The organism is Exiguobacterium marinum DSM 16307, assembly GCF_000620845.1.
GTDB classification, from domain to species: Bacteria; Bacillota; Bacilli; order Exiguobacteriales; family Exiguobacteriaceae; genus Exiguobacterium; species Exiguobacterium marinum.
This window is the reverse complement of the sequence record NZ_KK211189.1, coordinates 2,422,302-2,446,643: the sequence shown is the minus strand read 5'-3', so window position 1 is coordinate 2,446,643 and position 24,342 is coordinate 2,422,302. Positions and strand designations below refer to the sequence as shown.

At 49.0% G+C, this 24,342-nt stretch carries 25 protein-coding genes; 14 read left to right on the top strand and 11 right to left on the bottom strand.

All coding sequences use genetic code 11. The features are described from left to right. Positions 1 to 90 precede the first annotated feature (90 nt). The 3 genes from P400_RS0112905 (at position 91) to P400_RS0112895 (ending at position 5,053) form a co-directional block, all read left to right on the top strand. Positions 91 to 2,943: a 2-oxoglutarate dehydrogenase E1 component gene (locus P400_RS0112905; RefSeq protein WP_026826597.1), complete on the top strand. Its 2,853-nt coding sequence runs from the start codon at positions 91 to 93 to the stop codon at positions 2,941 to 2,943. A gap of 18 nt (positions 2,944 to 2,961) precedes the next feature. Further along, a complete protein-coding gene (gene odhB, locus P400_RS0112900; protein WP_026826596.1) occupies positions 2,962 to 4,236 on the top strand; it encodes a 2-oxoglutarate dehydrogenase complex dihydrolipoyllysine-residue succinyltransferase in 1,275 nt (424 codons plus the stop codon). 139 nt (positions 4,237 to 4,375) lie between these two features. After that, positions 4,376 to 5,053 carry a DUF6241 domain-containing protein gene (locus P400_RS0112895; RefSeq protein ID WP_152538893.1) on the top strand — a complete coding sequence of 226 codons (678 nt, stop codon included), beginning with the start codon at positions 4,376 to 4,378 and terminating at the stop codon, positions 5,051 to 5,053. Between the two features lie 49 nt (positions 5,054 to 5,102). On the opposite strand, the gene P400_RS15875 is transcribed toward P400_RS0112895, so the two are convergent. After that, a complete protein-coding gene (locus P400_RS15875) occupies positions 5,103 to 6,695 on the bottom strand; it encodes a diguanylate cyclase domain-containing protein (RefSeq protein ID WP_051545991.1) in 1,593 nt (530 codons plus the stop codon). A 122-nt stretch (positions 6,696 to 6,817) separates the two neighbouring features. Here P400_RS15875 and P400_RS0112885 point away from each other — a divergent pair, with 122 nt between their 5' ends. The 4 genes from P400_RS0112885 to P400_RS0112870 all read left to right on the top strand — a co-directional run bounded on the left by P400_RS0112885 (position 6,818) and on the right by P400_RS0112870 (position 9,176). Continuing rightward, the gene (locus tag P400_RS0112885; protein WP_026826593.1) at positions 6,818 to 7,474 is read left to right on the top strand and encodes a DsbA family protein; all 657 of its coding nucleotides are present in this window, start codon (positions 6,818 to 6,820) and stop codon (positions 7,472 to 7,474) included. After that, a complete protein-coding gene (locus tag P400_RS0112880) occupies positions 7,475 to 7,888 on the top strand; it encodes a disulfide oxidoreductase (protein WP_026826592.1) in 414 nt (137 codons plus the stop codon). A gap of 4 nt (positions 7,889 to 7,892) precedes the next feature. Then, entirely contained in the window at positions 7,893 to 8,480 is a 588-nt protein-coding gene (locus P400_RS0112875; RefSeq protein WP_274357262.1) for an SCO family protein, read from the top strand. Between the two features lie 102 nt (positions 8,481 to 8,582). After that, complete coding sequence (locus P400_RS0112870; RefSeq protein WP_026826590.1) at positions 8,583 to 9,176, top strand: Crp/Fnr family transcriptional regulator; 594 nt, start codon at positions 8,583 to 8,585, stop codon at positions 9,174 to 9,176. Here the strand turns inward: P400_RS0112870 and P400_RS15220 are convergent. Continuing rightward, on the bottom strand, positions 9,136 to 9,858 hold the full coding sequence (locus P400_RS15220; protein WP_051545990.1) for a DUF4386 domain-containing protein: 723 nt from the start codon (positions 9,856 to 9,858) through the stop codon (positions 9,136 to 9,138). The two genes, P400_RS0112870 and P400_RS15220, sit on opposite strands and share 41 nt — an antisense overlap. A gap of 182 nt (positions 9,859 to 10,040) precedes the next feature. Between P400_RS15220 and P400_RS0112860 the strand changes: the two genes are divergently transcribed. Next, on the top strand, positions 10,041 to 11,135 hold the full coding sequence (locus P400_RS0112860) for an MBL fold metallo-hydrolase (protein WP_026826589.1): 1,095 nt from the start codon (positions 10,041 to 10,043) through the stop codon (positions 11,133 to 11,135). 22 nt (positions 11,136 to 11,157) lie between these two features. Here P400_RS0112860 and P400_RS0112855 read toward each other — a convergent pair whose 3' ends face one another. The 3 genes from P400_RS0112855 to trhA form a co-directional block, all read right to left on the bottom strand. Further along, positions 11,158 to 12,375 (bottom strand): MFS transporter, encoded by a 1,218-nt coding sequence (locus P400_RS0112855; protein WP_026826588.1) that lies wholly within the window; start codon positions 12,373 to 12,375, stop codon positions 11,158 to 11,160. A 97-nt stretch (positions 12,376 to 12,472) separates the two neighbouring features. Next, positions 12,473 to 13,168, bottom strand: a complete 696-nt coding sequence (locus P400_RS0112850) for a DsbA family oxidoreductase (RefSeq protein WP_026826587.1) — start codon at positions 13,166 to 13,168, stop codon at positions 12,473 to 12,475. A gap of 87 nt (positions 13,169 to 13,255) precedes the next feature. Continuing rightward, positions 13,256 to 13,900, bottom strand: coding sequence for a PAQR family membrane homeostasis protein TrhA (trhA, locus tag P400_RS0112845; protein ID WP_026826586.1), 645 nt, complete (start codon positions 13,898 to 13,900; stop codon positions 13,256 to 13,258). Positions 13,901 to 14,027: 127 nt separating this feature from the next. Here trhA and P400_RS0112840 point away from each other — a divergent pair, with 127 nt between their 5' ends. Next, a complete protein-coding gene (locus tag P400_RS0112840) occupies positions 14,028 to 14,546 on the top strand; it encodes a DUF1836 domain-containing protein (protein ID WP_026826585.1) in 519 nt (172 codons plus the stop codon). A 42-nt stretch (positions 14,547 to 14,588) separates the two neighbouring features. Here the strand turns inward: P400_RS0112840 and P400_RS0112835 are convergent, their stop codons facing one another. From P400_RS0112835 to P400_RS0112825, 3 genes are all read right to left on the bottom strand, one after another. After that, positions 14,589 to 15,203 (bottom strand): PH domain-containing protein, encoded by a 615-nt coding sequence (locus P400_RS0112835; RefSeq protein WP_026826584.1) that lies wholly within the window; start codon positions 15,201 to 15,203, stop codon positions 14,589 to 14,591. Positions 15,204 to 15,215: 12 nt separating this feature from the next. Next, positions 15,216 to 16,049 carry an aldo/keto reductase gene (locus tag P400_RS0112830; RefSeq protein WP_026826583.1) on the bottom strand — a complete coding sequence of 278 codons (834 nt, stop codon included), beginning with the start codon at positions 16,047 to 16,049 and terminating at the stop codon, positions 15,216 to 15,218. 68 nt (positions 16,050 to 16,117) lie between these two features. Further along, positions 16,118 to 17,023 (bottom strand): MBL fold metallo-hydrolase, encoded by a 906-nt coding sequence (locus tag P400_RS0112825; RefSeq protein WP_235181859.1) that lies wholly within the window; start codon positions 17,021 to 17,023, stop codon positions 16,118 to 16,120. Positions 17,024 to 17,391: 368 nt separating this feature from the next. Between P400_RS0112825 and abc-f the strand changes: the two genes are divergently transcribed. The 3 genes from abc-f to P400_RS0112810 all read left to right on the top strand — a co-directional run bounded on the left by abc-f (position 17,392) and on the right by P400_RS0112810 (position 20,872). Then, entirely contained in the window at positions 17,392 to 19,089 is a 1,698-nt protein-coding gene (gene abc-f / locus P400_RS0112820; RefSeq protein WP_026826581.1) for a ribosomal protection-like ABC-F family protein, read from the top strand. A gap of 11 nt (positions 19,090 to 19,100) precedes the next feature. Next, positions 19,101 to 19,859: a hypothetical protein gene (locus P400_RS0112815; protein WP_026826580.1), complete on the top strand. Its 759-nt coding sequence runs from the start codon at positions 19,101 to 19,103 to the stop codon at positions 19,857 to 19,859. Positions 19,860 to 19,969: 110 nt separating this feature from the next. Further along, on the top strand, positions 19,970 to 20,872 hold the full coding sequence (locus tag P400_RS0112810; protein ID WP_026826579.1) for a cation diffusion facilitator family transporter: 903 nt from the start codon (positions 19,970 to 19,972) through the stop codon (positions 20,870 to 20,872). A gap of 28 nt (positions 20,873 to 20,900) precedes the next feature. Here P400_RS0112810 and P400_RS0112805 read toward each other — a convergent pair whose 3' ends face one another. After that, positions 20,901 to 21,743, bottom strand: a complete 843-nt coding sequence (locus P400_RS0112805) for a metallophosphoesterase (RefSeq protein WP_026826578.1) — start codon at positions 21,741 to 21,743, stop codon at positions 20,901 to 20,903. A 93-nt stretch (positions 21,744 to 21,836) separates the two neighbouring features. Further along, positions 21,837 to 22,250 carry an organic hydroperoxide resistance protein gene (locus P400_RS0112800; RefSeq protein ID WP_015881037.1) on the bottom strand — a complete coding sequence of 138 codons (414 nt, stop codon included), beginning with the start codon at positions 22,248 to 22,250 and terminating at the stop codon, positions 21,837 to 21,839. A gap of 117 nt (positions 22,251 to 22,367) precedes the next feature. Between P400_RS0112800 and P400_RS0112795 the strand changes: the two genes are divergently transcribed. After that, on the top strand, positions 22,368 to 22,820 hold the full coding sequence (locus P400_RS0112795; protein WP_026826577.1) for a MarR family winged helix-turn-helix transcriptional regulator: 453 nt from the start codon (positions 22,368 to 22,370) through the stop codon (positions 22,818 to 22,820). Positions 22,821 to 22,833: 13 nt separating this feature from the next. Then, positions 22,834 to 23,748: a CAP domain-containing protein gene (locus tag P400_RS0112790; RefSeq protein WP_026826576.1), complete on the top strand. Its 915-nt coding sequence runs from the start codon at positions 22,834 to 22,836 to the stop codon at positions 23,746 to 23,748. 32 nt (positions 23,749 to 23,780) lie between these two features. Here P400_RS0112790 and P400_RS0112785 read toward each other — a convergent pair whose 3' ends face one another. Then, positions 23,781 to 24,254, bottom strand: coding sequence for a glutathione peroxidase (locus P400_RS0112785; RefSeq protein ID WP_026826575.1), 474 nt, complete (start codon positions 24,252 to 24,254; stop codon positions 23,781 to 23,783). Positions 24,255 to 24,342: the final 88 nt, after the last annotated feature.

Here is a 24,342-nt window from a genome sequence, read left to right as displayed (position 1 = left end):
TAAGAGATAAGTGAACGGCTTCGGGCTACATGTTAAAATGAAAGCGTTCACAGATAGAACGTTTAGGAATGGATAAGGGGGATTTATTCAATGGGAGAGTCGTCGAATGTCCACGAGAAATCGCAAGCATTTTATGGTCCTAACTTAGGCTACATCATTGAACTGTACGAGCAATATTTGGAAGACCCATCAACGGTCGATGAGGAGACTCGTCGTTACTTCGATGAGAATGGGGCGCCAGTAGCATCACCGGCAGAAGCATCGGTCTCGGGTCCATCGTTTGATTTGGAGAAGGTCGTCTCTGCGACACGTCTTGTCAATGATATCCGTGCTTTCGGTCACAAAGCGGCCGATATTTATCCACTGAAAGATCATCCACGAGAGCAGGAATTGTTCGAACTGTCACGTTACGATTTGACAGAAGAAGATTTGTTGCGAATTCCAGCACGCCTTTTATCAGACGATGCACCGAAACCAGATGCGAGTGCTCTCGAGTTATTCCGTCACTTACTTGACGTCTACACAGGGACGGTCGCCATCGAACTTCGTCACTTAGACGATATGGAAGAGAAGAAGTGGATTCGCCGCCAAGTCGAACAAGGCGCGTTGATGCAAAAATTCTCAAAAGAAGAAAAAATAGAATTATTCACACGTCTTGCTGAGACAGAACTGTTTGAGTCATTCCTTCATAAAACATATGTCGGACAAAAACGTTTCTCCATCGAAGGATTGGATGCGATGGTGCCATTACTCGATGCCATGGTCGGAGGACTCATCTCGAGCGGTTCTGAACATATCAATATCGGAATGGCCCACCGTGGACGTTTGAATGTACTCGCCCACGTACTCGGTAAACCGTATGAGATGATTTTTGCGGAGTTCCAGCACGCACCGAACAAAGAATTGATTCCGTCTGAAGGGTCGATCGGCATCAACTTCGGGTGGACGGGAGACGTGAAGTATCACCTCGGTCTTGACCGTAAAGTGGTTGAACAACAAAAAGAAGTTCGACTCAACTTAGCGAACAACCCGAGTCACCTTGAATTTGTCGGCTCCGTTGTTGAAGGCTACACACGTGCCGCGCAAGATAATCGGTCCGAAAAAGGATCGGCTGTTCAGCACGATGATTTGGCGGCTTCGATTTTGATTCATGGAGATGCGGCCTTCCCAGGACAAGGAATTGTCGCTGAGACGCTCAACATGACGAACTTGACGGGTTACCGTACAGGTGGGACGGTTCATGTCATCGCCAACAACACAATCGGTTTCACGACGGACCCGAACGATTCACGTTCGACGCGTTACGCGAGTGATATCGCCAAAGGATATGAAATCCCGGTCTTACACGTGAATGCGGATGACCCGGAAGCGTGTGTCGCCGTCGCGAAGTTGATCAGTGAGTATCGTGCCAAATTCCATAAAGATATCTTAGTCGATTTAATCGGATATCGTCGTTACGGTCACAACGAAATGGACGAACCGATGAACACGAACCCTGTTCTTTATAAAGCGATCAAGGGACATCAATCTGTCCGTCACGTCTATGCTGCACAGCTTGAAGCAGAAGGCGTTATGACGAAAGAAGAGAAAGCGCAAGTTGAACAAAACATCGAAGAGGCGCTCAAAGCAGCCCGCGATCTTGTTCCTCCTGAAGAAGTGGACGCGGACATCGTCTTGCCGGAAGCTGTCCATAAAGGATTCCCGAAAGTCGACACGACTGTAGAGCACGATCTGCTCACTCAATTGAACGAAGAGTTGCTTGACTGGCCAGAAGGGTTTGGTGTCTTCCATAAGCTTCAAAAAGTACTCGACCGTCGCCGCGAGGCCTTCGACGAAGGTGGAAAAATCGACTGGGGTCACGCGGAAACGCTCGCCTTCGCTTCGATTCTTTCAGATGGTACGCCCGTACGCTTGAGCGGTCAAGATTCGGAACGTGGAACGTTCGCACAACGAAACATCATGTTGAACGATGTCGAATCAGGGAAGAAGTTCTCGCCACTCCATCAATTGTCGACAGCGAAAGCGTCGTTCTCGGTCTATAACAGCCCACTTTCAGAAGGATCGGTGCTCGGTTTTGAATATGGCTATAACGTATTTGCACAAGACACGCTCGTACTGTGGGAAGCACAATACGGTGACTTTGCGAATTCGGCTCAAGTCATGTTTGATCAGTTCATCTCAGCGGGACGTGCGAAATGGGGTCAAAAATCAGGGCTCGTCATGCTCTTACCACACGGATACGAAGGACAAGGACCGGAGCACTCGAGTGCTCGGATGGAGCGTTACTTGACACTAGCCGGGGAGAAAAACTGGACTGTCGCAAACCTTTCGTCAGCGGCACAGTACTTCCATATTCTCCGTCGCCAAGCCGAGATGCTCGGAAAAGAAGAGATTCGTCCGATGATTATCATGACGCCGAAGAGCCTGCTCCGTCATCCACTCGCCACATCACCAGTCGAGGCGTTCACGGAAGAGGGATTCAAACCGATCATTGAACAACCAGGTCTCGGTGAGAGCACCGAGCAGGTGGAACGTCTCGTCTTCTGCACAGGAAAGATGGCAATCGATCTCGCAGAAGCAGTCGGCAAGTCAGAGGAATCACTCGACTTTCTCCATATCATCCGTGTCGAAGAAATTTATCCGTTCCCGGTACGCGAGATTCGTGACGTTATTAGTCGCTATCCGAACGCGCGTGAAATCGTCTGGGTACAGGAAGAACCGAAAAATATGGGAGCTTGGTCATACATCGAGCCCCGCCTTGAAGCGGTCACAACGAATCGCCTCGACGTCCGTTACATCGGTCGTCGCCGTCGTTCAAGCCCGGCTGAAGGAAATCCGACAGCCCATAAACAAGAACAAGCACGCATCATCTGTGAAGCACTCGCTCGTGACGTCATCTCGAGCGGTGCAGGCACGAGCACATATCAAAAAGATCGTAAATAAGTTAAGGGGGAACTCATTGTGATCGAAATCAAAGTACCGGAATTAGCAGAGTCCATTACGGAAGGAACGGTCGCGACATGGCTCAAACAGCCGGGCGACCAAGTTGAAAAAGGGGAAGCCATCGTTGAACTCGAGACAGATAAAGTCAATATCGAAGTCCCGGCTGACGAAGCGGGTGTGTTAGAAGAACAACTTGCCGGAGAAGGGAATACGGTTCAAGTCGGTGAAGTCATCGCACGTCTCGGTTCAGGTTCTGGCGGTGGAACGGCTGTCGCGACGAAGACGAAGACAGAAAACGCGGCAGAAACGAAAGCAGAAGCGCCGACTGAGAAAAAGACAGAGTCTGTCGAAGAAGGCAAGAAAGTCGAGAAGCGTGAAGAGCACGTCGCAAGCCCTGGTAAAGGACCGATCGCGACACCGGCTGCACGTAAGCTTGCTCGTGAGAAAGGCATCGACCTTTCAGCCGTTCAAACGAACGATCCAATTGGGCGCATCAACGTACACGATGTTTCGAAACATGAAGACAAACCAGCTGTGAAAGAACAAAAAACGGCTGCTGCAACACCTGCACCACAACCTGCCGCAAGTGGCAAAGAAGAAGAGCGCATCAAGATGACGCGTCGCCGTCAGACGATCGCGAACCGTCTCGTCGAAGTGCAACAGACGGCAGCGATGCTCACGACGTTCAATGAAATCGATATGTCGGCGGTCATGGCACTTCGTAAACGTCGCCAAGAGAAGTTCGTGAAAGACAACGATGTCAAACTCGGCTTCATGTCATTCTTCACGAAAGCAGCGGTAGCGGCGCTCAAACGGATGCCTTACTTGAACGCTGAAATCCAAGGTAACGAAATCGTCTTGAAGAAATATTACGATATCGGGATTGCCGTATCGGCTCCAGACGGTCTCGTCGTGCCGGTCGTCCGTGAGGCGGACCGTAAAAACTTCGGGGAAATCGAAAAAGACATCCTTCACCTCGCGGATAAAGCGCGTAACAACAAGCTCGGATTAAGTGATCTGACAGGTGGTACGTTCACGATCACAAACGGGGGCGTGTTCGGTTCACTTCTTTCAACGCCAATCTTGAACGGACCGCAAGTCGCCATCCTCGGGATGCACTCGATTCAACTCCGCCCAGTCGCCATCGATGCGGACACGATGGAAAACCGTCCGATGATGTACGTCGCGCTCTCGTATGACCATCGAATTGTTGACGGTCGTGAGGCTGTGACATTCCTCAAACACATTAAAGATATGATTGAAGATCCAGAACAGTTGTTGTTCGAAGCGTAAGAAGAGAAAGTACTCGCTCCTATCTCGGGGTGGGTACTTTTTTATGTGAGGTTATAATCAAACCCTTTTTATGGAATTTTTAGCAAGTTATATATGTTATTCTTGATAGAGCGAATCAATAAAAGGGCGTGAATGGTAAATGAAATGGAGAAAATGGTTTCCTTGGATGGGACTTGTCTTAGTTGTCATTGTCGTTGCTACATATGCATTCTATCAGTATTGGATGGGGCCAAATCCAGCTGAACTAGACCGTGAACAGTTGACGGAAGAAGAATACACTCGTGCACTCGAGTTGATTGATACCATCAAAGAGGAAGACCCATTCGGACGGCGTCAAAACGTCACGCGCCGCATCAACCCGCAAGAAACGACGGGACTCGACTTTGACGACCCCAAAAAATTGAACAAAGGGAATCTCGTCGAAGCAATGCATCTGATGACCCATCAAAAAATATTGGCGACAGAAAAAGCGGGTGCAATCCCGATGACGCATAAAAATCTGAAAGAGGTTCGTGAATATTTGGAGTTGTTGCACGATCAAAATAAAATCAAAAGCGATGACTATCTTCAACTCGGAGGAATCATTGAACGGTGGGAAAAAGCCATGTTTGATGAGATTGACAAAGAACAGGACGTTTTGTTAGAGGAAATGTATGCCGCAATCGGATTTTCGAATGGACTGTCGACACGTGCAGAAGAAGAGTTGTTCATCTTGAATAACTTTGGGGAGGAATACGTGTATACGATGGATTTGGAGCCGATGCCAGAAGAGGAAAATGAGCAGCAGGATGACATGATAACGGAAACTGAAGAGTAAAAATGAAAAGGAGTTCAGCATGAACTCCTTTTCATATGGGCGCCCAAAATTATTCGAACAATTCGTGGAACGAAAGCTGTTGTTTCCCGTTCGCTTTTGACCGATACAAAGCGTCGTCCGCTTGTTCGATGGCGACATGTGGTGGTTCAGGTGGCGACCAAATCGATGCACCAATACTTGCCCCAACAGAGATGAAAGTAGTGTCAATCGTCACCGGTTGTGAGAGCGTGTCGATGACCGATTTACCGATTTGATGAATTTCTTCAACCGAACATTCACGTCTCGGGAACATGAGGAAAAATTCATCTCCGCTCAATCGGACCGGGTATAACTCATCGATTGTAAGTGTTCGGAGTCGTTGTGAAATTTCGACTAACAACGCATCCCCGACCGCATGGCCATATGTATCGTTCACCGCCTTGAACCCGTCGAGATCGATATAAAAGAAGACATGCGTCTCTTCTGAATTATATAGTCGATTCAACTGTTCCCGTAAAGCGACGCGGTTCGAGAGCCCGGTCAACGCATCGCGATTCGCAAGTTTCTCAAAGTGTACCCGTTCCGACTCTGATTCGGTGAGGGAAGTGACGAGTGATTCCAAGGCGAATGCGAGCGACTCAATCTCTTCGATTCCGGACTGATGTGGAAATTTATTGGCTTTCCCTTGTTCCATGAGCGAAGCCGTTTCGGTGATTCGCTTCAACGGTCTCGTCACGATAGAAGCGAGCAGCCAACCGAGGACAGCCGTCACAAGAGATGCGAACAAGCCAATCCACAGGATGCTCGTTTCAAGTGTCTCGACCGGTGCGAACGCGACTGCTGCCGGCTGACGGACGACGACACGCCAACCGAGTCCAGGATATTCATCATACCCTTCTCCGATGGACATACCCGTCAGATAGTCCTGACCATCTTCCCATTTTTTTACGGTGGCTCCTTCTGTAAACGATACGGGAAGTGGTTTTCCGACCATGTCGTCTGGGCCGAGGAGTATAACGTTGTCTCGCTCACTGACGACGAATAAATCCGTATCATCGACTTGTTCATGGAGCGTCCGATTGAAATGTTCGAGCACTTCTTTTCCCCAAGCCCAGCTCAAATGAGTGGCAAGCACCCCTTGAAACGTCCCGTCTTGAAATAACGGGACACTGATATCGACGAATTGGAGCGGTTCCCCCGTCGGATTCGGCAATAATTCAGCTAAGAGGACCGCCTCGTGAACGTCTCCGATAAAGGGGGCAACTTGCGCTTCGAGATAAACTGGTCGTTCGGCGATGGATGCCTCTTCTAATATGCCGTTCGTCGAGGCGACGACGGTTCCGTCCGCATCCGTTACACCCATCCATGAGAATGCCGGGATGTTCGATTGGACTTGATTGAGAAGTCGTCGTGTTTCCTCCGGCTCCTCTAAATCAAGTCCTTGCAAGAGTTGAACTTCTTGATAACGTGACCACATATAAAAGTCGAGTTTGTCCGCCAATTGATGCGAGGTCGTGGAGAGTCTTTCCCCGATTTCTTGTTCGAGCGAGTCAGACGCCCGGTGACTGATCAGAGATGTGAGTGCGATCGTCAGTATAAAGACAAGCGTGGCAATGCTAAGCGCCAAAATGAGACCGAGGCGCATCGTAAAAGACTTGATCATGCGAGAAAAACCTCCTAAAGCTTGAAATGAAGAGAATTATGAAAAACGAGTCGAACACATGATAGGTGTAAGAGCTTCCGCTATAATGAAAGACGAGTCGAAAATAAATAGAGGTGAAGAGAATGAAAAAGAATCAATGGTTGGTCGTCATGACCATCGTCGCGGTCGCATTGATTGCAATCGTGTTCGTCTTGCTCAATCAAGATGAGTCGGCAACAGTCGATCGAGGCGATCATGTGTCCATCGAAGGGCAACCGACGCTTGGGGACCCAGAAGCGAAAGTCTCAATCGTCGAGTTCGGAGACTATAAATGCCCATCATGCAAACAGTGGGGCGACACAATTTACCCGCAACTGAAAGCGGATTATCTTGACAAGGAAGACGTCAGCTTCAGCTATATTAACGTCTTGTTCCATGGACAAGAATCAATTTTGGCATCACTCGCTTCCGAATCAGTATACGAGCAAGACCCTGAATCGTTCTGGAAGTTCCATAAAGCGCTCTACGACGCTCAACCGGCTTCTCAGCAACACGACAACGCATGGGTGACCGTCGAGAAGTTGAAGGAGATCGCGAGCGAGACGGCATCGGTCGACTTGGCAAAACTTGAGCAAGACCTTGGAGAAGAATCGACCGTACTCGAAAAAGTCAGCAAGGACGATGGTCTTGTGAAAGAGAACGGTGTGCAATTCACACCGTCAATCATGATCAATGGTGTGATGCTCGAAGACCCGTTCGATTATGAACAAATCCAACAGTTGATCGAGCAGGACCTATAAATGAAGTCATTTCACGAAAAATATGGCTTGTATCTCGCTTGGCTCGTCTCTTTGACGGCGACGCTCGGCAGTCTCTACTTCAGTGAGATCCGGGAATTCGTGCCATGTGAGCTATGTTGGATTCAACGTATTTTTATGTATCCGCTGACGATCATCCTAGGGATTGCCGTCTTCACGGACGATCGGACGGTGCGGAAATATGTGTTACCGCTTACTATCATAGGTGGTTTCGTTTCACTTTACCATTACTTGGTACAAAAAGTGCCGGGCTTTGCAGAAATTCAACCTTGTGCACAAGGGGTTCCGTGTAGCGGTCAATATATCAACTGGCTCGGGTTCATCACGATTCCGTTCCTAGCGTTGACAGCTTTCACGTTCATCACAATCTTGATGTGGAATGTCAAAAAGAGATAAGGAGTTGGAACGCGTGAAGAAATGGTGGATCGGTAGTTTGATGACGATGCTCATCGTCCTAGCCGGATGTGGACAAGAGATTGAGGACCCGCTCAATTGGCAAGTCGAATCGTTCGAATACATGAACCAAGAAGAAGAAATGGTCAGTCTCGAAGATTTAAAAGGCAAAGTATGGATGGTGGATTTTGTCTTCACGAGCTGTGAGACAGTCTGTCCGCCGATGACGTATAATATGACGAAGCTGAATGAAGCACTCGAGGAGGAGGGCGTCGAAGATGTGCAATTCGTCTCGTTCAGCGTCGACCCGACAGTGGATACTCCACAGAAGATGAAAGAGTTTATGAGTGGATACGACCTTGTGAACGCGGATTGGCAGTTCCTCTCAGGCTACTCGCAAGACGAAATCGAGACGTTCGCTCAAGAGAACTTCAAAGCGCTCGTCCGTAAGCCTGAAGAAGGCACACAAGTCGACCATGGCACGTATTTTTACTTGGTCGATCAGGAAGGTAAGATTATGAAGGCTTATCCCGGGTTCCAAAACGTCCCGACCGAAGACATCATCAACGACATTAAAATCTTGCAAAAGTCTTAACAAAAGACCTGTCTCACCAAAGCGGTGGGCAGGTCTTTTTGAATGGCGAAACCTGCTATACTTGAGGGAATAAATCGGTTTTCCTGAAAAGGAGTGAGTTGAGTGAAAGACGTCCTGATTCAATATATGAAGCGATTTACGGATATGAGTGACGAAGAGTGTGAACGGTTGACAGCCGATGTACCGATTACCACATTTCCGAAAGGTACGATTTTATTACATCAAGGAGACGTCCCGACTAAATGCTATTTCGTACTGAGTGGCTGCATTCGTCAATATAAGGTCGACGAAGAAGGGAACGAGCATACCGTCGATTTCATCACGGAAGAACAGAGCATCACCATATTGACGAAACATCAATCGGACGGACGGTCACCGTATTCATTATCGTGTCTGGAGGAATGTTGTCTCGTCGTCGGTGATCTTGCGACGGAGCAACAACAATACGAGATGAATCCTATCTTTGAGGCGATGACACGTGACATGATTGAAGAGGACATGGGGACGATGCGAGATGAGTTCGCTGAGTTCATGTCTTCTTCACCTGAAGAGAGATATCAGGCATTGATGGAGAAGAGACCTGACTTGGTTCATCGCGTCCCTCAATATCAACTCGCGAGTTACCTTGGCATCACCCCGGAATCACTTAGTCGAATCAAGAAGCGGGCGATGCGTCACCTTCGGATTGTCGAGTGAGGTCATGAATAGGAAGTGTTCTTCCTTTCACAATTAACCATACGGCAAAGGCCAACTCCCCGACGAACATTGGGAGCATGAGAAACAGTTCGAGCATTGCCGTCATGCCTTCAACTGCAGGGAATTGATAAAGGACATGGACGAGCGTATAGCTGAAGCCGGCAAGGAGGAGCAGGATCCCGATCATTCTCGGAATAAGCCGGGTCCGCACTGCCATCCATCCTATTGCGATAAGGTGAAGCCCGAACACAATCAAGCCGAATGACCAAATGGCTTCAAAGGAAGTGACCGTCTCATACATTTGTCTAGCTGAAGCGGATGTATCGAGGAGGCGTTCGGCTTCGACGAGTCGCAAAACGGCAAACGCGAGAATCAGTGTATAGACGAATCGAAGTGCTCCGATGAGTAGGGCGAATGTGACATGCAGCGGTTTGAAGACACGGTATAGTCCGTAGGCGACGATCAGGTCTAGCCCGACAATGATGCCCCAGCCGATGATCCCGAAACGAAACAACGTCGGATGACTCATTAAGTTTTGATACGTCGTCATCGGATCATTTTCGATTATGAGGGATTGGTAGACATATCCTTGCGCGAAAAAGGCGAGGAGTGCCATGAGGACGAGGGCAATCCCGGACGAGAATGCGGCACGTCGCTGTGAACGTAAAGGTGAATGTGTCATGAGAAAAACTCCTTTCGATTAATCTTATCTTTATCATAAAAGGGTGGACGAGGGTTCACATTGACTTAAATCAAGAACACTCTATTTTTTTGAAAGATAAGTGAATCTGCATACTAATCGAGATGAGAATGAGGAATGCACGCTATAATCAATTCAACGAACTTGTAGAAAAGAGGATCTAAATGAAAAAGACGATGTTGCTCTCATTGGTCGGAATGGCGGCTGTCACTGGTACGATTCTGACGCAGTACAAACCACTCGGACGAAAACCGAAATCACTTCAATCCCCGAACCGGGTCAACGGAGCGTTCCGTAATCAATACGAGACGCCGATGAACTTTTCCGCAGAGGACATGGTATCGATGGCGCGCGACTATCGTGACGTGACCTCACTGCGCAAGCCGACTGAACGTTTACCGATCGTGCCCATCGATTTCGAGGAGACGACGGGCTCAAGCTTCACGAGAATCTACTGGCTCGGTCATTCGGCCCTCATGGTGCAAATGGATGGGAAGACGATGCTTGTCGACCCGATGTTTGGACGAAGCCCATCCCCGCTTCCGTTTGCGAAAAATGAACGCTTCAGCGAAGACTTGCCGTTCGACCTCGAGGATTTGCCTGAGATCGACGTCGTCTTATTGACGCATGACCATTACGACCATCTAGACTATGGAACGATCCTTGCCCTCAAAGACAAGGTCGCCTTGTTCATCGTGCCGCTCGGTGTAGGAAGTCATTTGAAACGATGGGGTGTCGGTGCAGAGAGAATCGTGGAGCGAGATTGGAACGAGTCTTACACGTTCGGGAATTGGACGTTTGTCTGCACACCTGCACGTCACTTCTCCGGTCGTTCGTTGACGGACCGAAACAGTACGCTCTGGGCATCATGGGTCGTTCTCGGCGAGGCGGACCGTCTCTTCTTCAGCGGAGACAGCGGCTATGCTCCTCACTTTAAACAGATTGGTGAACAGTACGGACCGTTTGATTTCGCCGCTCTCGAATGCGGGCAATATGACGTGCGCTGGCCGGACGTCCATATGCAGCCAGAAGAGACGGCGCAAGCGTTTCATGATCTACGTGCCGACCAAATGATGCCGATCCATTGGGGTGCGTTCACACTGTCGTTCCACGATTGGTTCGACCCGGCAGAACAAATGGCATCGCTATTACCGAAAGAAGTCGTCCTCACTCCGAAGATTGGTGAGCGCATCACGCTCGACGGTCGAAATGATACGACGACGTGGTGGCGAGAGCTCCAAGACGCAAACAAGCGATGACCGAGGTCATCGCTTGTTTTTGTTATGAAGACATTTTTTCTGTAGAATCTTCCTCGATATGCAATTTATGTTTTCGCGTATACACAAGAAATGCAGCCGTCATGGCGATGGAACTGATTCCGAACAAGACGACCATGAGCTGAAGTCCGATCAAATCGAGGAAGAACCCTGTCACGAGCAGGACGACTTGGAAGACAATCCGATCGAGCATGTTACGGAACGAGAAGAAGCGACCGTGATACTCTTTTGGCATCCGTGTCTGAAAAATCGTGACAGCCGTCGGAAAAAAGCAACCGACCGAGAAGCCGAAGAGGACGAACGCGGCAATCGACATGAACGGGATGTCCGCGAAATAAAGCATGAGTTGCGCGACGCCAATCAAAAACGAGAACGAGAATAAAATTGAGAACGCCGAGAATTTTTCTCCGATTCGCTTGATCATGAAGGCACCTGTCATAAAGGCGAGTCCCTCAGCCGTATAAATCCACCCTTTAATTGCCGTCGAGTCTTGCAGTTCACTGATGTTGATGACGAGCAAGTTGAACCCTCCGATAAAGAGGAGCGGGATGAGCGTCATGACGAGGGTCATGAAGATGACTGGGATCGATTTGATGATGGGGAAGACGTCCTTGAAACCGCTCGACGCTTTCGCATCCAGTTTCTTCGCCGACGGTGTCTTCGTTTCGTCTAGCTGTAAGAACAGCGTCGCAACCGCAAGCAACAGATAGGCGACGAGCGAGAGTGCATAGACGTTTCGAAGTGAGATGAGCGTCAACAACACACCGGCAATCGCCGTCCCGATGACGCGTGACAACGTCGAGACGTTCATATGGACGCCGTTCAAGGCGAGGAGTTCCCGTTCTTTCACGATGAGCGGAATCGCTGCCTGCAGGGCAGGGAAGTAAAAGGCGGCCGATCCTTGTAAGATAATTAAAAAGACGACCATCCACACGACCGAATTCGTTTCGATGGCAACGAACATGAAGAGCACACTGAGTGCCCGAACGACGCTTGAGATGAGCATGATTTTTTTCTTAGAGCCTTGGTCGGTCAAGCGTCCCGCGAGCGGACCGATGGCGACCCCGGCGAGTAAGCCGATGGCGAGAATGACCGCCTTCACAAAGTCAGATGGGACACGGTCTTGCATAAATTCCAAGTTCCCGATGATGCCGAGCCATAGACCGAGACCGGCGACGAATTCGCCCGTCAGAATGATCCAGACGTTCCGATTTTTCCACATAGATGTAGTCCTCGATTCTTATATGCTAATCACTATTATCAAGTAGTGGGGTGAAGAATACCACAAAAAAGAAGCCGACGTTCGGCTTCTTCATGAATCAAATATCACAGTTGTCGTCCGTGCATGTCGCACCGTTCGAGAGGACTTGAATCGTCGGGTTGTTCTCAGACCAAACTTTTTCGAGTACTTGCGTGAACGCTTCTGTCGGTTGAGCACCGGATACCCCGTATTTATTGTCGAATACGAAGAAAGGTACACCTGTGATGCCGAGGTCGCTTGCTCGCTTCTCTTCGGCACGAACGTCATCCGTATATACGTCGGTCGTCAAGACATCACGTACCGCGTCACCGTCGAGTCCGACGCTTGTCGCGATGTCAAATAGGACATCGTGGTTCCCGATGTGTTTGGCATCGATAAAGTAAGCCTGAAGCAACGCTTCCGACAATTCTTTCTCTTTCCCGACCGTCTTCGCATAATGCGTCAAACGGTGCGAGTCGAGCGTACCTGTGACGACCATGTTCTCGAAATCATAGTCGAGACCGACTTCGCGAGCTTGAGCAGCAACTTGTGCCGTCGTGCCTTTCGCTTGTTCGATTGGCATGCCATACTTCGTCGCGAGCGCTTCATAGATGGTACGTGAATCATTTGTCGGAGCGTTCGGATCGAGCTCGAAACTCTTGAATTCGACTTCCACTTGGTCCGCCTGGGGGAACTGTTCGAGTGCTTCTTCTAAACGACGCTTCCCGATATAACAAAACGGACAGACATAATCTGACCATACTTCAATTTTCATAGTGAATCCCTCCTGTTCTTAGTGTAGAAAATCTTGAATTCAAAGTACAGGAAACGGCTCACAAAAAAAGCCCTCCACGCGGAGGACTTAAAAGACGTACCAGAAGACACAGACGAAGTGGGCGAAGCTTCCGAACAAGATGAACAAATGGAATACTTCATGGAAACCCCATCCCCGCCAGTTGACGAACTTTGGCTTGAACCCATAAATGAGTCCGCCAATCGTATACATGACACCTCCGAGCACGAGCCAGAAGATGCCGGCGTTCCCGATTACATCATGGAGCGGTCCGATGAAGAAGACCGACAACCAGCCCATCCCGATGTAGAGCGCGGTCGACAAGAAGCGCGGGGCATGGAACCAGACAAGTTTGAAGACGATTCCGAACAAGGCGAGTGCGTGTACCGTGCCGAAGAGGACCCATCGTGTCGGGCCTTCGAGCGCGAGTAGCGTCAGAGGCGCATATGTACCCGCAATCAATGCGTAAATCATCGCATGATCGATTCTCCGGAAGAAGGCAATGACGTTCGGTGAAGCGATGATGCTATGGTAAAGACCAGACGATAAATAAAGGAAGACGAGGCTGATGCCAAATAAAATTGCGGCCATAATCGCGAGTGGCGAACCTAGCAGTGAGGCTTTGACGACCATAGCGATGAGCGCAACGAAAGCGAGCAAGGCTCCAGCGAGATGCGTCAGCGCGTTGATTGGTTCCCGAAAAATTGAATTCATGTAAAACACTCCTTATCACATCATGTAGTATCGATAACTACATGATATACTGAATGAGACTAAACAGCAAGGTATACCTTTCGACAACGGGAAGAGTTCTTTATACTAAAGAGGAGAGGTGAAACAGATGAAATCAAAAAAAATTGCCGAAACAGAAGGGACGCTTCCTCGGGAAGTGTTACCAACAATCGACTTATACATGGACCAGGTCATCCAATTGTTCGAGCAGCATTATGACAAAATGAAGCGGAATGAGGATGAGACGATTTTGACGAAGACGATGATCAACAACTATGCGAAGGGCAAGTTGTTCCATCCCGTCAAAAATAAGAAGTATACGAATGAACATCTCATGTTACTCAGTTTGATTTATGAGATGAAGGGCCTCTTATCGATTAGTGATATTAAGGAAACGCTCCGACCGTTGAATGAGTCGGACGAGACGTTCTCTCTTGAGGACTTTTACGAGGCGTATCAGGCACAAAAAATGAAGAATGTAGAAGCGTTCGAGGTTCAAGCAGACATGCTTTTGAATGCATCGCTCGAAAAAGAGGGTGGTGTGCAGCGGTCGCTCGCTATCGCGTCTGCCGTTCACATGAGCCACTTGTATCAACGATTGGCCGAGCAGTTGATCGACGAAACGTAAAAGAACTCCTCGTCAGGAAATCTTCCTGTGAGGAGTTCTTTTTCAGTTATTGATGTACTTCTCATACACCGAACCGAAATCTTTTCGATTCGACTCACGATAGTGACGTTGGAGCCAATCGAACGATTGCTCGTTCAACTCTTTAAACGTGTTCGGCACGTTCATGTCACCTTCGCGAAGTCCGCTCAAAATGGAGACCGAGTGTGTGAGTGATGTGTTCGCATATTCCATCATACGACGACCTTCTCGTTGAATCTCTTCAATCGCGAGGAGTGCCTTATATAAATCTTTCACGTGTTCGATTTGCTTCTTGTTGATATCAATCGAGTACGGTTTATCCCCGATTGTGAATTTTACCTCGACATCGAGGTCGACGGTGCCCGCTGTTTCGAACATGACGTGCTTGATTGGATAATGCGAATACGGATAACGATAGAGGACGCGCTTCGAACTGATGGCGCTCGTTCCATCGAGGTGGATCATCGACAAGTTGGTGAAACAATACTCATCTGATTTTGACTTGATCAAGAAATATATCTTCTCATTGTCCTCATGAAGGACGTAATCATCTGCATCCGCCTTATCGAAGTCAGATGGGTCAATCACCTCACCGATGTCGCTGAAGCCGGTCAAATCAGAAGCTAGTTTTTTGAACATGTCATTCACTCCTCAATAATGGATTTTGTGCATCTCTTTCGGGTCGGAGCCGGTGCGTTCATCACGGTTGAGCGCATCGATGGCCGCCATCTCTTCATTCGTCAACGTGAAGTCGAATACCTGTATGTTCTCTTTGATTCGACTCGGTGTAACCGATTTTGGAATGACGGCGACCCCGTTTTGTAAGTGCCAACGTAAGATAACTTGGGCTGGAGACTTGGCGTGACGGTTCGCGATTTCGACAATTGTGTCATCTTCGAGCGCTTCGCGTCCTTTCATGAGTGGGCTCCACGCTTGAATTTGAATGTCATATCGCTTACAGAATGCAATCAGGTCTTTTTGAGACAAATATGGATGAATCTCGACCTGATTCACCGCAGGAACAATCGAGCAGGATTGAATAATTTGTTCTAAATGCTCGATCTCAAAGTTCGAGACACCGATGGCACGGACTCGTCCTTCCTCATACAATTGCTCGAGTGCCTTGTACGTTTCGACAAACTTACCAAAACGCGGCATTGGCCAGTGGATGAGGAATAAGTCGACATACTCGAGACCGAGTCGGTCGAGACTATCCTGAAACGCTTGAAGTGCCTCGTCAAACCCATGGAACTCATTCCAAAGTTTCGTCGTCACAAAAACTTCTTCACGTGGGACACCTGCTTCACGCAGCGCTTGCCCGACGCTTTCTTCGTTCTGATAAATTGCGGCCGTATCGATCAATCGGTAATCTGCATCGAGCGCAGTTTTGACCGTGTCGACCGTCACCGCACCATCTTCGACCTTGTACACACCGAGTCCGAGCATCGGCATGTTGACAGTATTATTCAATGTCGTCCATTCCATAATAAATCCCTCCCTCTCGTCTCTAACGTTACCGAACTTTTGGGTGAAGGGAAAGTATAAACTATAAGCTATAAGCGGATGCTTTCTCCATGCGTCTTGATTGCGATTTGACCACGATCGATTTTTGCGGCCGCTACGAGACGGTGATACGGCTCATCGATTGGCTCGTACGACAGAACGAACGTGTCCCAATGCATGGGGAAGAAGCGCTTCGCTCCGCTCTCTTTGTACATCAACCAAGCCTGTTCAGGTGTGCAGTGCGCCTCTTGGAATGAATCCGGTTGATAGGCACCAATCGGGAAGAAGGCAAGGTCGATTGGTTCACGGTCGGCGAGCCCTTTGAAAGAATCGGTGTACGCCGTGTCTCCCGCAAACAGCATTCGAATTCCTTTGTATTTGAGCAAATAGCCGTTGTAGCCCATGTGCTTGTCCCACGGGAAACGGTTGCCCCAATGTTTGACGGGGATGGCTCGGACATCGAGTCCGTTCGCAAGCGTGACTTTGTCATGCGGATGCAGTTCAAGTGTTTGCATACTCGGATACCTTCGGAGCAGTCGACTCGTCCCTGGGGCCGAAACGACGATTGTATCGCGTGTGATGAGTCGCTTTAGACTTTTGTGGTCAAAGTGGTCCATATGGGCGTGACTGAGCAAGATGACGTCGACCGGTCCGACCTCCTCGATGGAGAGGGCTGGAGCCGTGTGACGTTTCATGCCAATCGTCAGCGGGCCTAAGTGGACACCGATTCGTTTGGAGAAGACCGGGTCCGTCAAAATCTTGAGCCCGTACCAATGAATGAGGACGGTCGAATGTCCAATCCATGTCGCCTGCACATGCGTCTTATCAATGGTTGTCAGTTCTGGACGTTCCGGCCATTTAAATCGCGGGCGGGGGAGCCGTTGTTTGAATCGTGTATAGATAAACGTTCCGACGCTCGCTAAGACGGCACTCGGAACGAGGATGCGTCGACGCATCATGCATCACCTCACTGTTCGAATATACTGTCATCATAACGCGGGGATGAATGAATCGCATCCGCCTAAAGGAGTAGAAAAAACGGGAGATTGTGGGGCGGGTTGTTGCGAATGCGCTTTCAATCTGATAAGGTGACAGTAACTTAGGAAAGGGAGGTACACCGTGCCATGAAAAAAACACATTCACTCCATCGATGAGACGAATCATCACTGTTCGCTTGAACAGTTACGGGTGAAGTGTGTCCATTTTTTCAAGTACGGGAAACGCTCGTTTTCCTCATTTGAACGGATTCCTTCACACCACCGCTTTGAAGCGGATGGTGTTTTTTGTTTCATCGCGTATCGGAAAAATAAGCGAGGTGAAACAGATGTTAGTTATGAAACAAGTCCGGTTTGATTATGACCGGAAACCATTATTTGAAGCGGTCTCTTTTGAGATCGTAGCCGGAGAACGAGCTGTATTGTTCGGATTGAACGGGAGTGGAAAGACGACGCTCTTCCGACTCGTGACAGGGGAATTGACCCCACAAGCCGGGACGATTGAATGTCACGGTGAAATCGGACTCGTCCGGCAGACGATTGAATCCGAGGACATGTCGCTCCTTGAGTGGGTGATGCGGAGCGATCCCGAACGATATGCCCTCTATGAAGATGTGTCTTCAGGCGATGAGGCGCGAGTCATGCGCTCCTATGAACGAGCACTAGCACTCGATGTATACAACTTGGAGCAAGAGGCGAAGAGGGCGTTGACTCGACTCGGGCTAGATGGTCAGCTCGACCGAAACATCAACGACTTGAGCGGGGGTGAGAAGACGCGGGCACAGCTTTCGACATTGACGATGAAGCGGGTCGACCTCGTCCTTCTCGACGAACCGACGAACCACTTGGACATCGAGTCGATCGACTGGCTCACACAGTGGCTGAACCGATTCAACGGGACAGTTCTTGTCATCTCACATGACCGTCAATTGATGGATGATGTCGCAACTGTAATCCTTGAACTGTCGGACGGACAAGTTACCCGTTACCCGGGAAATTATACGGCGTATAAGCGGCAAAAAGAGGAGGAACGTGTGCGTGACGAGCGAGTTCACGCCCGCTACGAGAGCCGGAAGATAGAACTTTTGGAGATGATTGCCCAATATAAAGGGTGGCACTTGAAGGCGAAAGCAACGGCTAGTGTCCGCAGCCCAGGGGCGCAAAAAGGAGCAGCTAATCTCGCCGTCAAAATGAAAGCGAGAGAACAGAAGCTGAGACAGCTCGAAGACAATCGTCCGCGGAAGCCGAAAGAAGAGAAGACCATCTCCGTCCGTTTTGCTGCGGATGAGCTTGAAGCGAAGACGTGGCTGACGTGTGAACATATGACGTTTGGATACGGCGAGCCGTTTTATAACCCATTCTCCTTCTCGATTCAAAAAGGAGACCGCATCTCCATCATCGGACCGAACGGAAGCGGCAAGACGACATTATTGAACGTACTGATTGGTGAACGAGCTCCACTTTCGGGTGTCATCCAGCGACACCCCCGTCTGAAGATCGGGTATTTCTCGCAAACACTCGAACGTCTGCCGGAAACGGGAACGCTACTCGAGGCGTTGCTCGCCCATAGTGACATCGAGGAGACGGAAGCGCGGACGCTGCTCGCCCACTTCTTGTTCCGGCGGGATGAAGTGCACCTTCCGATTGTCGAGGCGAGTATGGGTGAGAAGTGTCGGATTGCCTTTCTCATTCTCTATTTCTCCGACGCGCATCTCTTAGCACTCGACGAACCGACGAACTATTTGGATGTGGCAACACGCGAACAAATCGAGGCGGCCTTGTCCGTCTATCCGGGCGGACTGTTGTTGATTTCCCACGACCGCTATTTCCATCGTCTGACTTCACGCACGATTGAATTAGGAGAACACATTGTCATACGTGAGAACGATGAGCGCGATGGACCGGTCGATGTTGAACAAATGGTCCGAACGATGGACGAATTGACAAAACATGACTTGAAATTTTTTGATGAGGCAGGAAACCTCCTACCATTTGACGAAACGAGTGGAATGAATCGAATCGAGTAGGAGTGAAGAACATGAATGGAGGAAGAATGTCGCGCGCGACGACCCGAAAGCGTAAACGCGTATTCCGAATCACGACGGCGGTGGCATTGATGCTCGCCTTAGTTGGCATCATTGCGTTTGCGGCATTGATTGACCAAAAGCAGAAGTCAGCTTTACCGGAATCAGATGAGATTGCAACGGAGATGGTCGATTCGGAGTCCGAACAACCAGAGGACGCCGAAACCGAATTAGCAGAAATGATTTATATCGAACAACCTTATACGAAAGTATATGCGGATGACCGAGTTGCGGTCGTTTACGAAGCCGATCTCGGCGATCGTTTTGAACGCTTGGAGACAGTAAGTGGGTTCGTGAAAGTTCAGTTGAACGAACGAATGACTGGTTGGGTTACGGAAGAGAGTGTCACGACGGATGCACCGGTCTTGTCTGACGATGAGGTGATCGCCGCATGGCAACAAGTCGTGCCGAACGCCTCGGAGACCGTCCTCAACTGGATTGGCAAAGACATAGCGACCGTTCGAGCTGAACTCGGAAATCCTTCTGCCGTTCAACGTGATCAAGTGAACGAGTATCATTTCTATGATGGGTTCTTCCTCATGGTACGAGACCAAAAAGTACGTGCCGTCGATTGGGACAAACAAGCAATCGCGACCCCTGACATCCAACCGACGAGCGAACAACCCGCTGGCGTCTGGTTCGAGGGAGAGGCTGTTCAGTTGAAGCTGTTTCCATACAGTGGCGTGATGCGTGTACGCCTAGAACAAAAGTGATGGGAGGCGGGAGATTCATTCTCCCGTTTTTTTAATGTTTTTCATTCAAATGAAAGTTTGAATGTTTCGGTGAAATGGAATAATATAAGAGACAGAAGGAGGAATTAGTCATGGGACATCATCATGATCACGACCATCACCATCATCATTCCACGAACCAGCGTGCGCTATTCTTTGCTTTCATCCTGATTGCGACGTTCATGGTCGTTGAAGTCATCGGTGGTCTATGGACGAACAGTTTGGCGCTCTTGTCGGATGCAGGACATATGCTCGGAGATGCAGCGGCGTTAGGGCTAAGCTTCCTAGCTGTACGATTCGGGGCGAAAGCGGCGACGCCTAGCCGGACATTCGGGTATCGACGTTTTGAAATTTTAGCGGCATTCATAAATGGGCTGACGCTACTCGTTATCTCGATCTATATTCTTATAGAGGCATACCAACGGATAAGTGCTCCACCGGAAATTTTGAGTGGTGGTATGTTGATTGTTGCCATCATAGGGCTACTCGTCAATATCCTTGCCGCTTGGATTTTAATGCGCGGGGAGAAAGATAATTTGAACGTGAAGAGTGCTTTACTTCACGTGTTCGGCGATTTACTCGGATCGGTTGGAGCGATTACGGCCGCAATCCTCATCATGGTGTTCGGATGGACTTGGGCTGACCCGGTCGCGAGTGCGTTTGTAGCTGTCTTGATTTTGATTAGCGGCTATCGCGTGACACGTGAGGCAATTCATATTTTGATGGAAGGATCACCGGCACAAATCGATGTCCGAGCGATGCAAGAAGAGATTGCTAGTGTTGATGGGGTGAAAGAGGTGCACGACTTGCACGTCTGGTCGATCTCATCGAGTGAGCATGCCGCGACATGTCACGTATTAATCGGAGAAGAGGCAGATGATCAAGCCGTGTTACGACAAGTGACGGAGCGGATTCGTAAATACGGAAAGTTCGAGCGCTCAACGGTACAGGTCGAACGAGAGCGACAATGTTGTGAGGAACGGATCATCTGGTAAGACAACGGACACTTCCCTTGAGTGTCCGTTATTTCCCGTGCACATCAATCACCACAATCTCTGGTGGGTTATAGATCCTTGGCACGTTGAAGCTATAGTTGAATCCTCGCCCAATCACATGGGTGAACGTCTCATGTTCATAAAGACCTCCTGCATATTTCGGGAAGAACCCTTGGTCAGGAGCGAATAAACCGTTCAATAGATAAGGAATTCTCACTTGTCCACCATGGGCGTGTCCAGATAAGACGAGATCGAAAGGCAAGTCGGCATATGTGTCCACTTCCTCAGCGCGATGGGAGAGGAGAACGTTGAACGTGTCGTTCGAGTCGACGTTTTGCATGGATGATGCGGCATCCGTTTCCCAACTTCCATAAATGTTTTCGGTATACGTTCGTAACGGATCCTCTAATCCACCGATGACGAGTTCGATTTCATTGATCGTAATCGGTTCCCATTCGTTTTCAAGGACGGTCACCCCGTGAGAACGGAAGACGTTTTTGACATTATGGCGTACGTAATCTTCAGAGTCATCGATTTCATGATTGCCTGTAACGAAATACATCGGCGCGATGCCCGCAAGTCCCTCGATGAGTTCGAAAGCGGGTTCCGGGGAACGATAACGGTCGAGCAGGTCACCCGGTAAGGCGATGAGGTCCGGTTCCTGAGCACGGACTTGATCGATTAAAATCGATTGTTTATGACCGTAAGAGGCGCTATGTAGGTCAGAAAGGAGTACGATGCGGAGCGATTCATCCACTGACAATTTTTCTGAGGTCACGTTGTACGTCCGAACGGTCAGCGCGTTATAGGTCGCCGTGAACAACAAGATACCGAGCACAACAAAAAGAAGAGTCGATTTTCGTTTTGTCATCAGAATCCTCTCCTTTCACCTCTTGCTTCTATCTTACCCCTGACACGCAGGATGAAGCAAAAAAATCCCGCTCCTGAAGAGCGGGATGAACGATTATGCTGCTTTTGCTGTCAGTTTGACATCGACGTTGCCACGAGTCGCTTTCGAGTAAGGGCACACTTGGTGTGCTTCTTCAACGAGGCGTTCCGCTGTCGCTTGGTCGACGCCTTTGATTTCGACTTCAAGCTCGACTGAAATGAAGAAGCCTTCATCGTTTTGGTTCAATGTGACGTGACCTGTGACGCTCGAACCGTCTGTCTTCACACGTTCTTTCCCGATGATGAGGTTGAGGGCACTACCGAAGCAAGCCGCATAGCCAGCTGCGAAAAGCTGTTCCGGGTTCGTCGCACCGTCGACGTGTTTCGCGCCAGGCATTGAAACGTTCATGTCGATGACGCCGTCTGTTGATTTCACGTGACCTTCGCGGCCACCGATTGCGGTTGCTGATGCTGTGAATAGTGATTTCATGATTAAATTCCTCCATTTCATTTTTAACAATTAAGTTGTGCACAATTTAAATTATAGAGCAGTCAAAAAGTTTCGCAAATGATATGCTTGGCTAAAGAAGAGTACGGAGGATTAGGCATGGAACGATCATTAAAGTTAGAAAATCAAATCTGTTTTCAGTTGTATACCGCTTCAAAAGAGCTTACCCGTCTATATCGCCCGATTTTAGCACCGCTAAACCTGACATACAGCCAATACCTGGTGATGCTCGTTTTATGGGAAGAAGATGGAATCGATTTGCGTCAGCTTGGAGAGAGGCTGACATTAGACTCAGGTACCTTGTCACCGCTCGTCAAACGATTAATCCAAATCGGATATGTCGAAAAGAGTCGTGCAATGTACGATGAACGAAAAATTGTTGTCCGTCTGACAGCAACCGGTAGCGCGTTGCGTGAGCAGGCAGTCAACGTGCCTTTACAAGTAAGTGGTATGCTGAATATAGACGAAGCGACGTATGTCGCGTATATGGAGATGCTCACTGATATTAAAGGTAGATTACATGTCTTTGGAGAGCGTCAGCGGGAGCAGTAAGGGAGGAGGAGCCATGTTTCGAAAATTGATCATCTTATTGATGGCGATCGGACTCTATATGGCTTGGCAATATGAGATGCCGAACGTATCAGCTCCGACGAGTGTGCAAGTTCAGTCAGAAGTGGCGAACGAACGCGTGTCGGACGCGCCAAAATTTGCAAGTCAGTATGCCGGGCATGACTGGTATTTGGTCGATCGCGGCGGCAATCGCGGACTTGAATTGATTGACGAGGACGGTGCGAAGAAAGGGTTTTATCAGTTCGAGACAGGCAGTACGTATCGCAGTCTCGTCTTGAACGAAACAACACGTGACCAAGTCGAGGACATCGGCTTTGAAGATGTGACATCTTATAATAAAGGGTTGAATCGATACTTGATTCCAGATGATCCAGCTTTTTCAGTTTTCGCGATTGATGGACAGTACGTCACCTTCTTTTTCGATCAGCATGACGATGACCTGTTGAAAGGTATTTTATCGGTCGAGCGTCGTGTCGAAGAGGCGAGTGAGGGATACTATGGCGATTTATCGAAAGAAGGAACTGTCGCCAATGAGCAGTTGATGCGTATCCTCATGAATTGGGACCGGGAGAAGTTTGATTTGAACGCCTTGTCTGACTACGAACCCCTTTATCCAGTCGTTCGGGCGCACAGTCAGAACATGGCGCAGAACGATTTCTTTAGTCACACCGACCCAGAAGGACGTGATCCGTTCGACCGGATGGATGAGGCAGGACTTTCCTACTCGATAGCTGGTGAGAATTTGGCGATGGGACAGATGAGCGTATTTCATGCACATTGGGGACTCATGAATTCGAAAGGTCACCGTGAGAACATCTTGCAACCCCGATTCACGCATGCAGCCGTCGGCCTCGCCTATAATGATGAGAGCAGTCCATTCTATACAATCAACTTCATTACACCACGATGAAAGGATGACTCCTCGGAGCCATCCTTTTTTGGTCAGATCAATTTTTTAATCGCATCTTCAATCTCATCCGGTGTCGTCTGTGGCGAGAAGCGCTCGATGACGTTTCCATCGCGGTCGACTAAAAACTTCGTGAAGTTCCATTTGATTGTCTTCGACCCGAGGAGTCCGGGAGCTTCTTTCGAGAGATACGTGAAGAGCGGATGAGCGTCCTTGCCGTTCACATCGACTTTTGCGAACATCGGGAACGATACCCCGTAATTCAGTTGACAGAATTCTTGAATCTCTTCGTTTGAACCTGGGTCCTGATGTCCGAACTGATTGCACGGGAAGCCTAAGATCTGTAACCCTTGACCTTTATACGTATTGTATAACGACTCGAGTCCGTCGAGCTGCGGCGTGAAGCCACATTTGCTCGCTGTGTTGACGATGAGTAGGACATCGCCTTTATATGTAGCTAACGGTTGTAGCTGTCCTTTCATGTTCATTGCTTCAAAATCATAAATCATGTTGATTCCCCCTTTTCGTTAGTATATCAAGGGAGTAACGGGGTGACGACTTTGAACACGTTATGTGCAATCAAATTGTTATGAAATC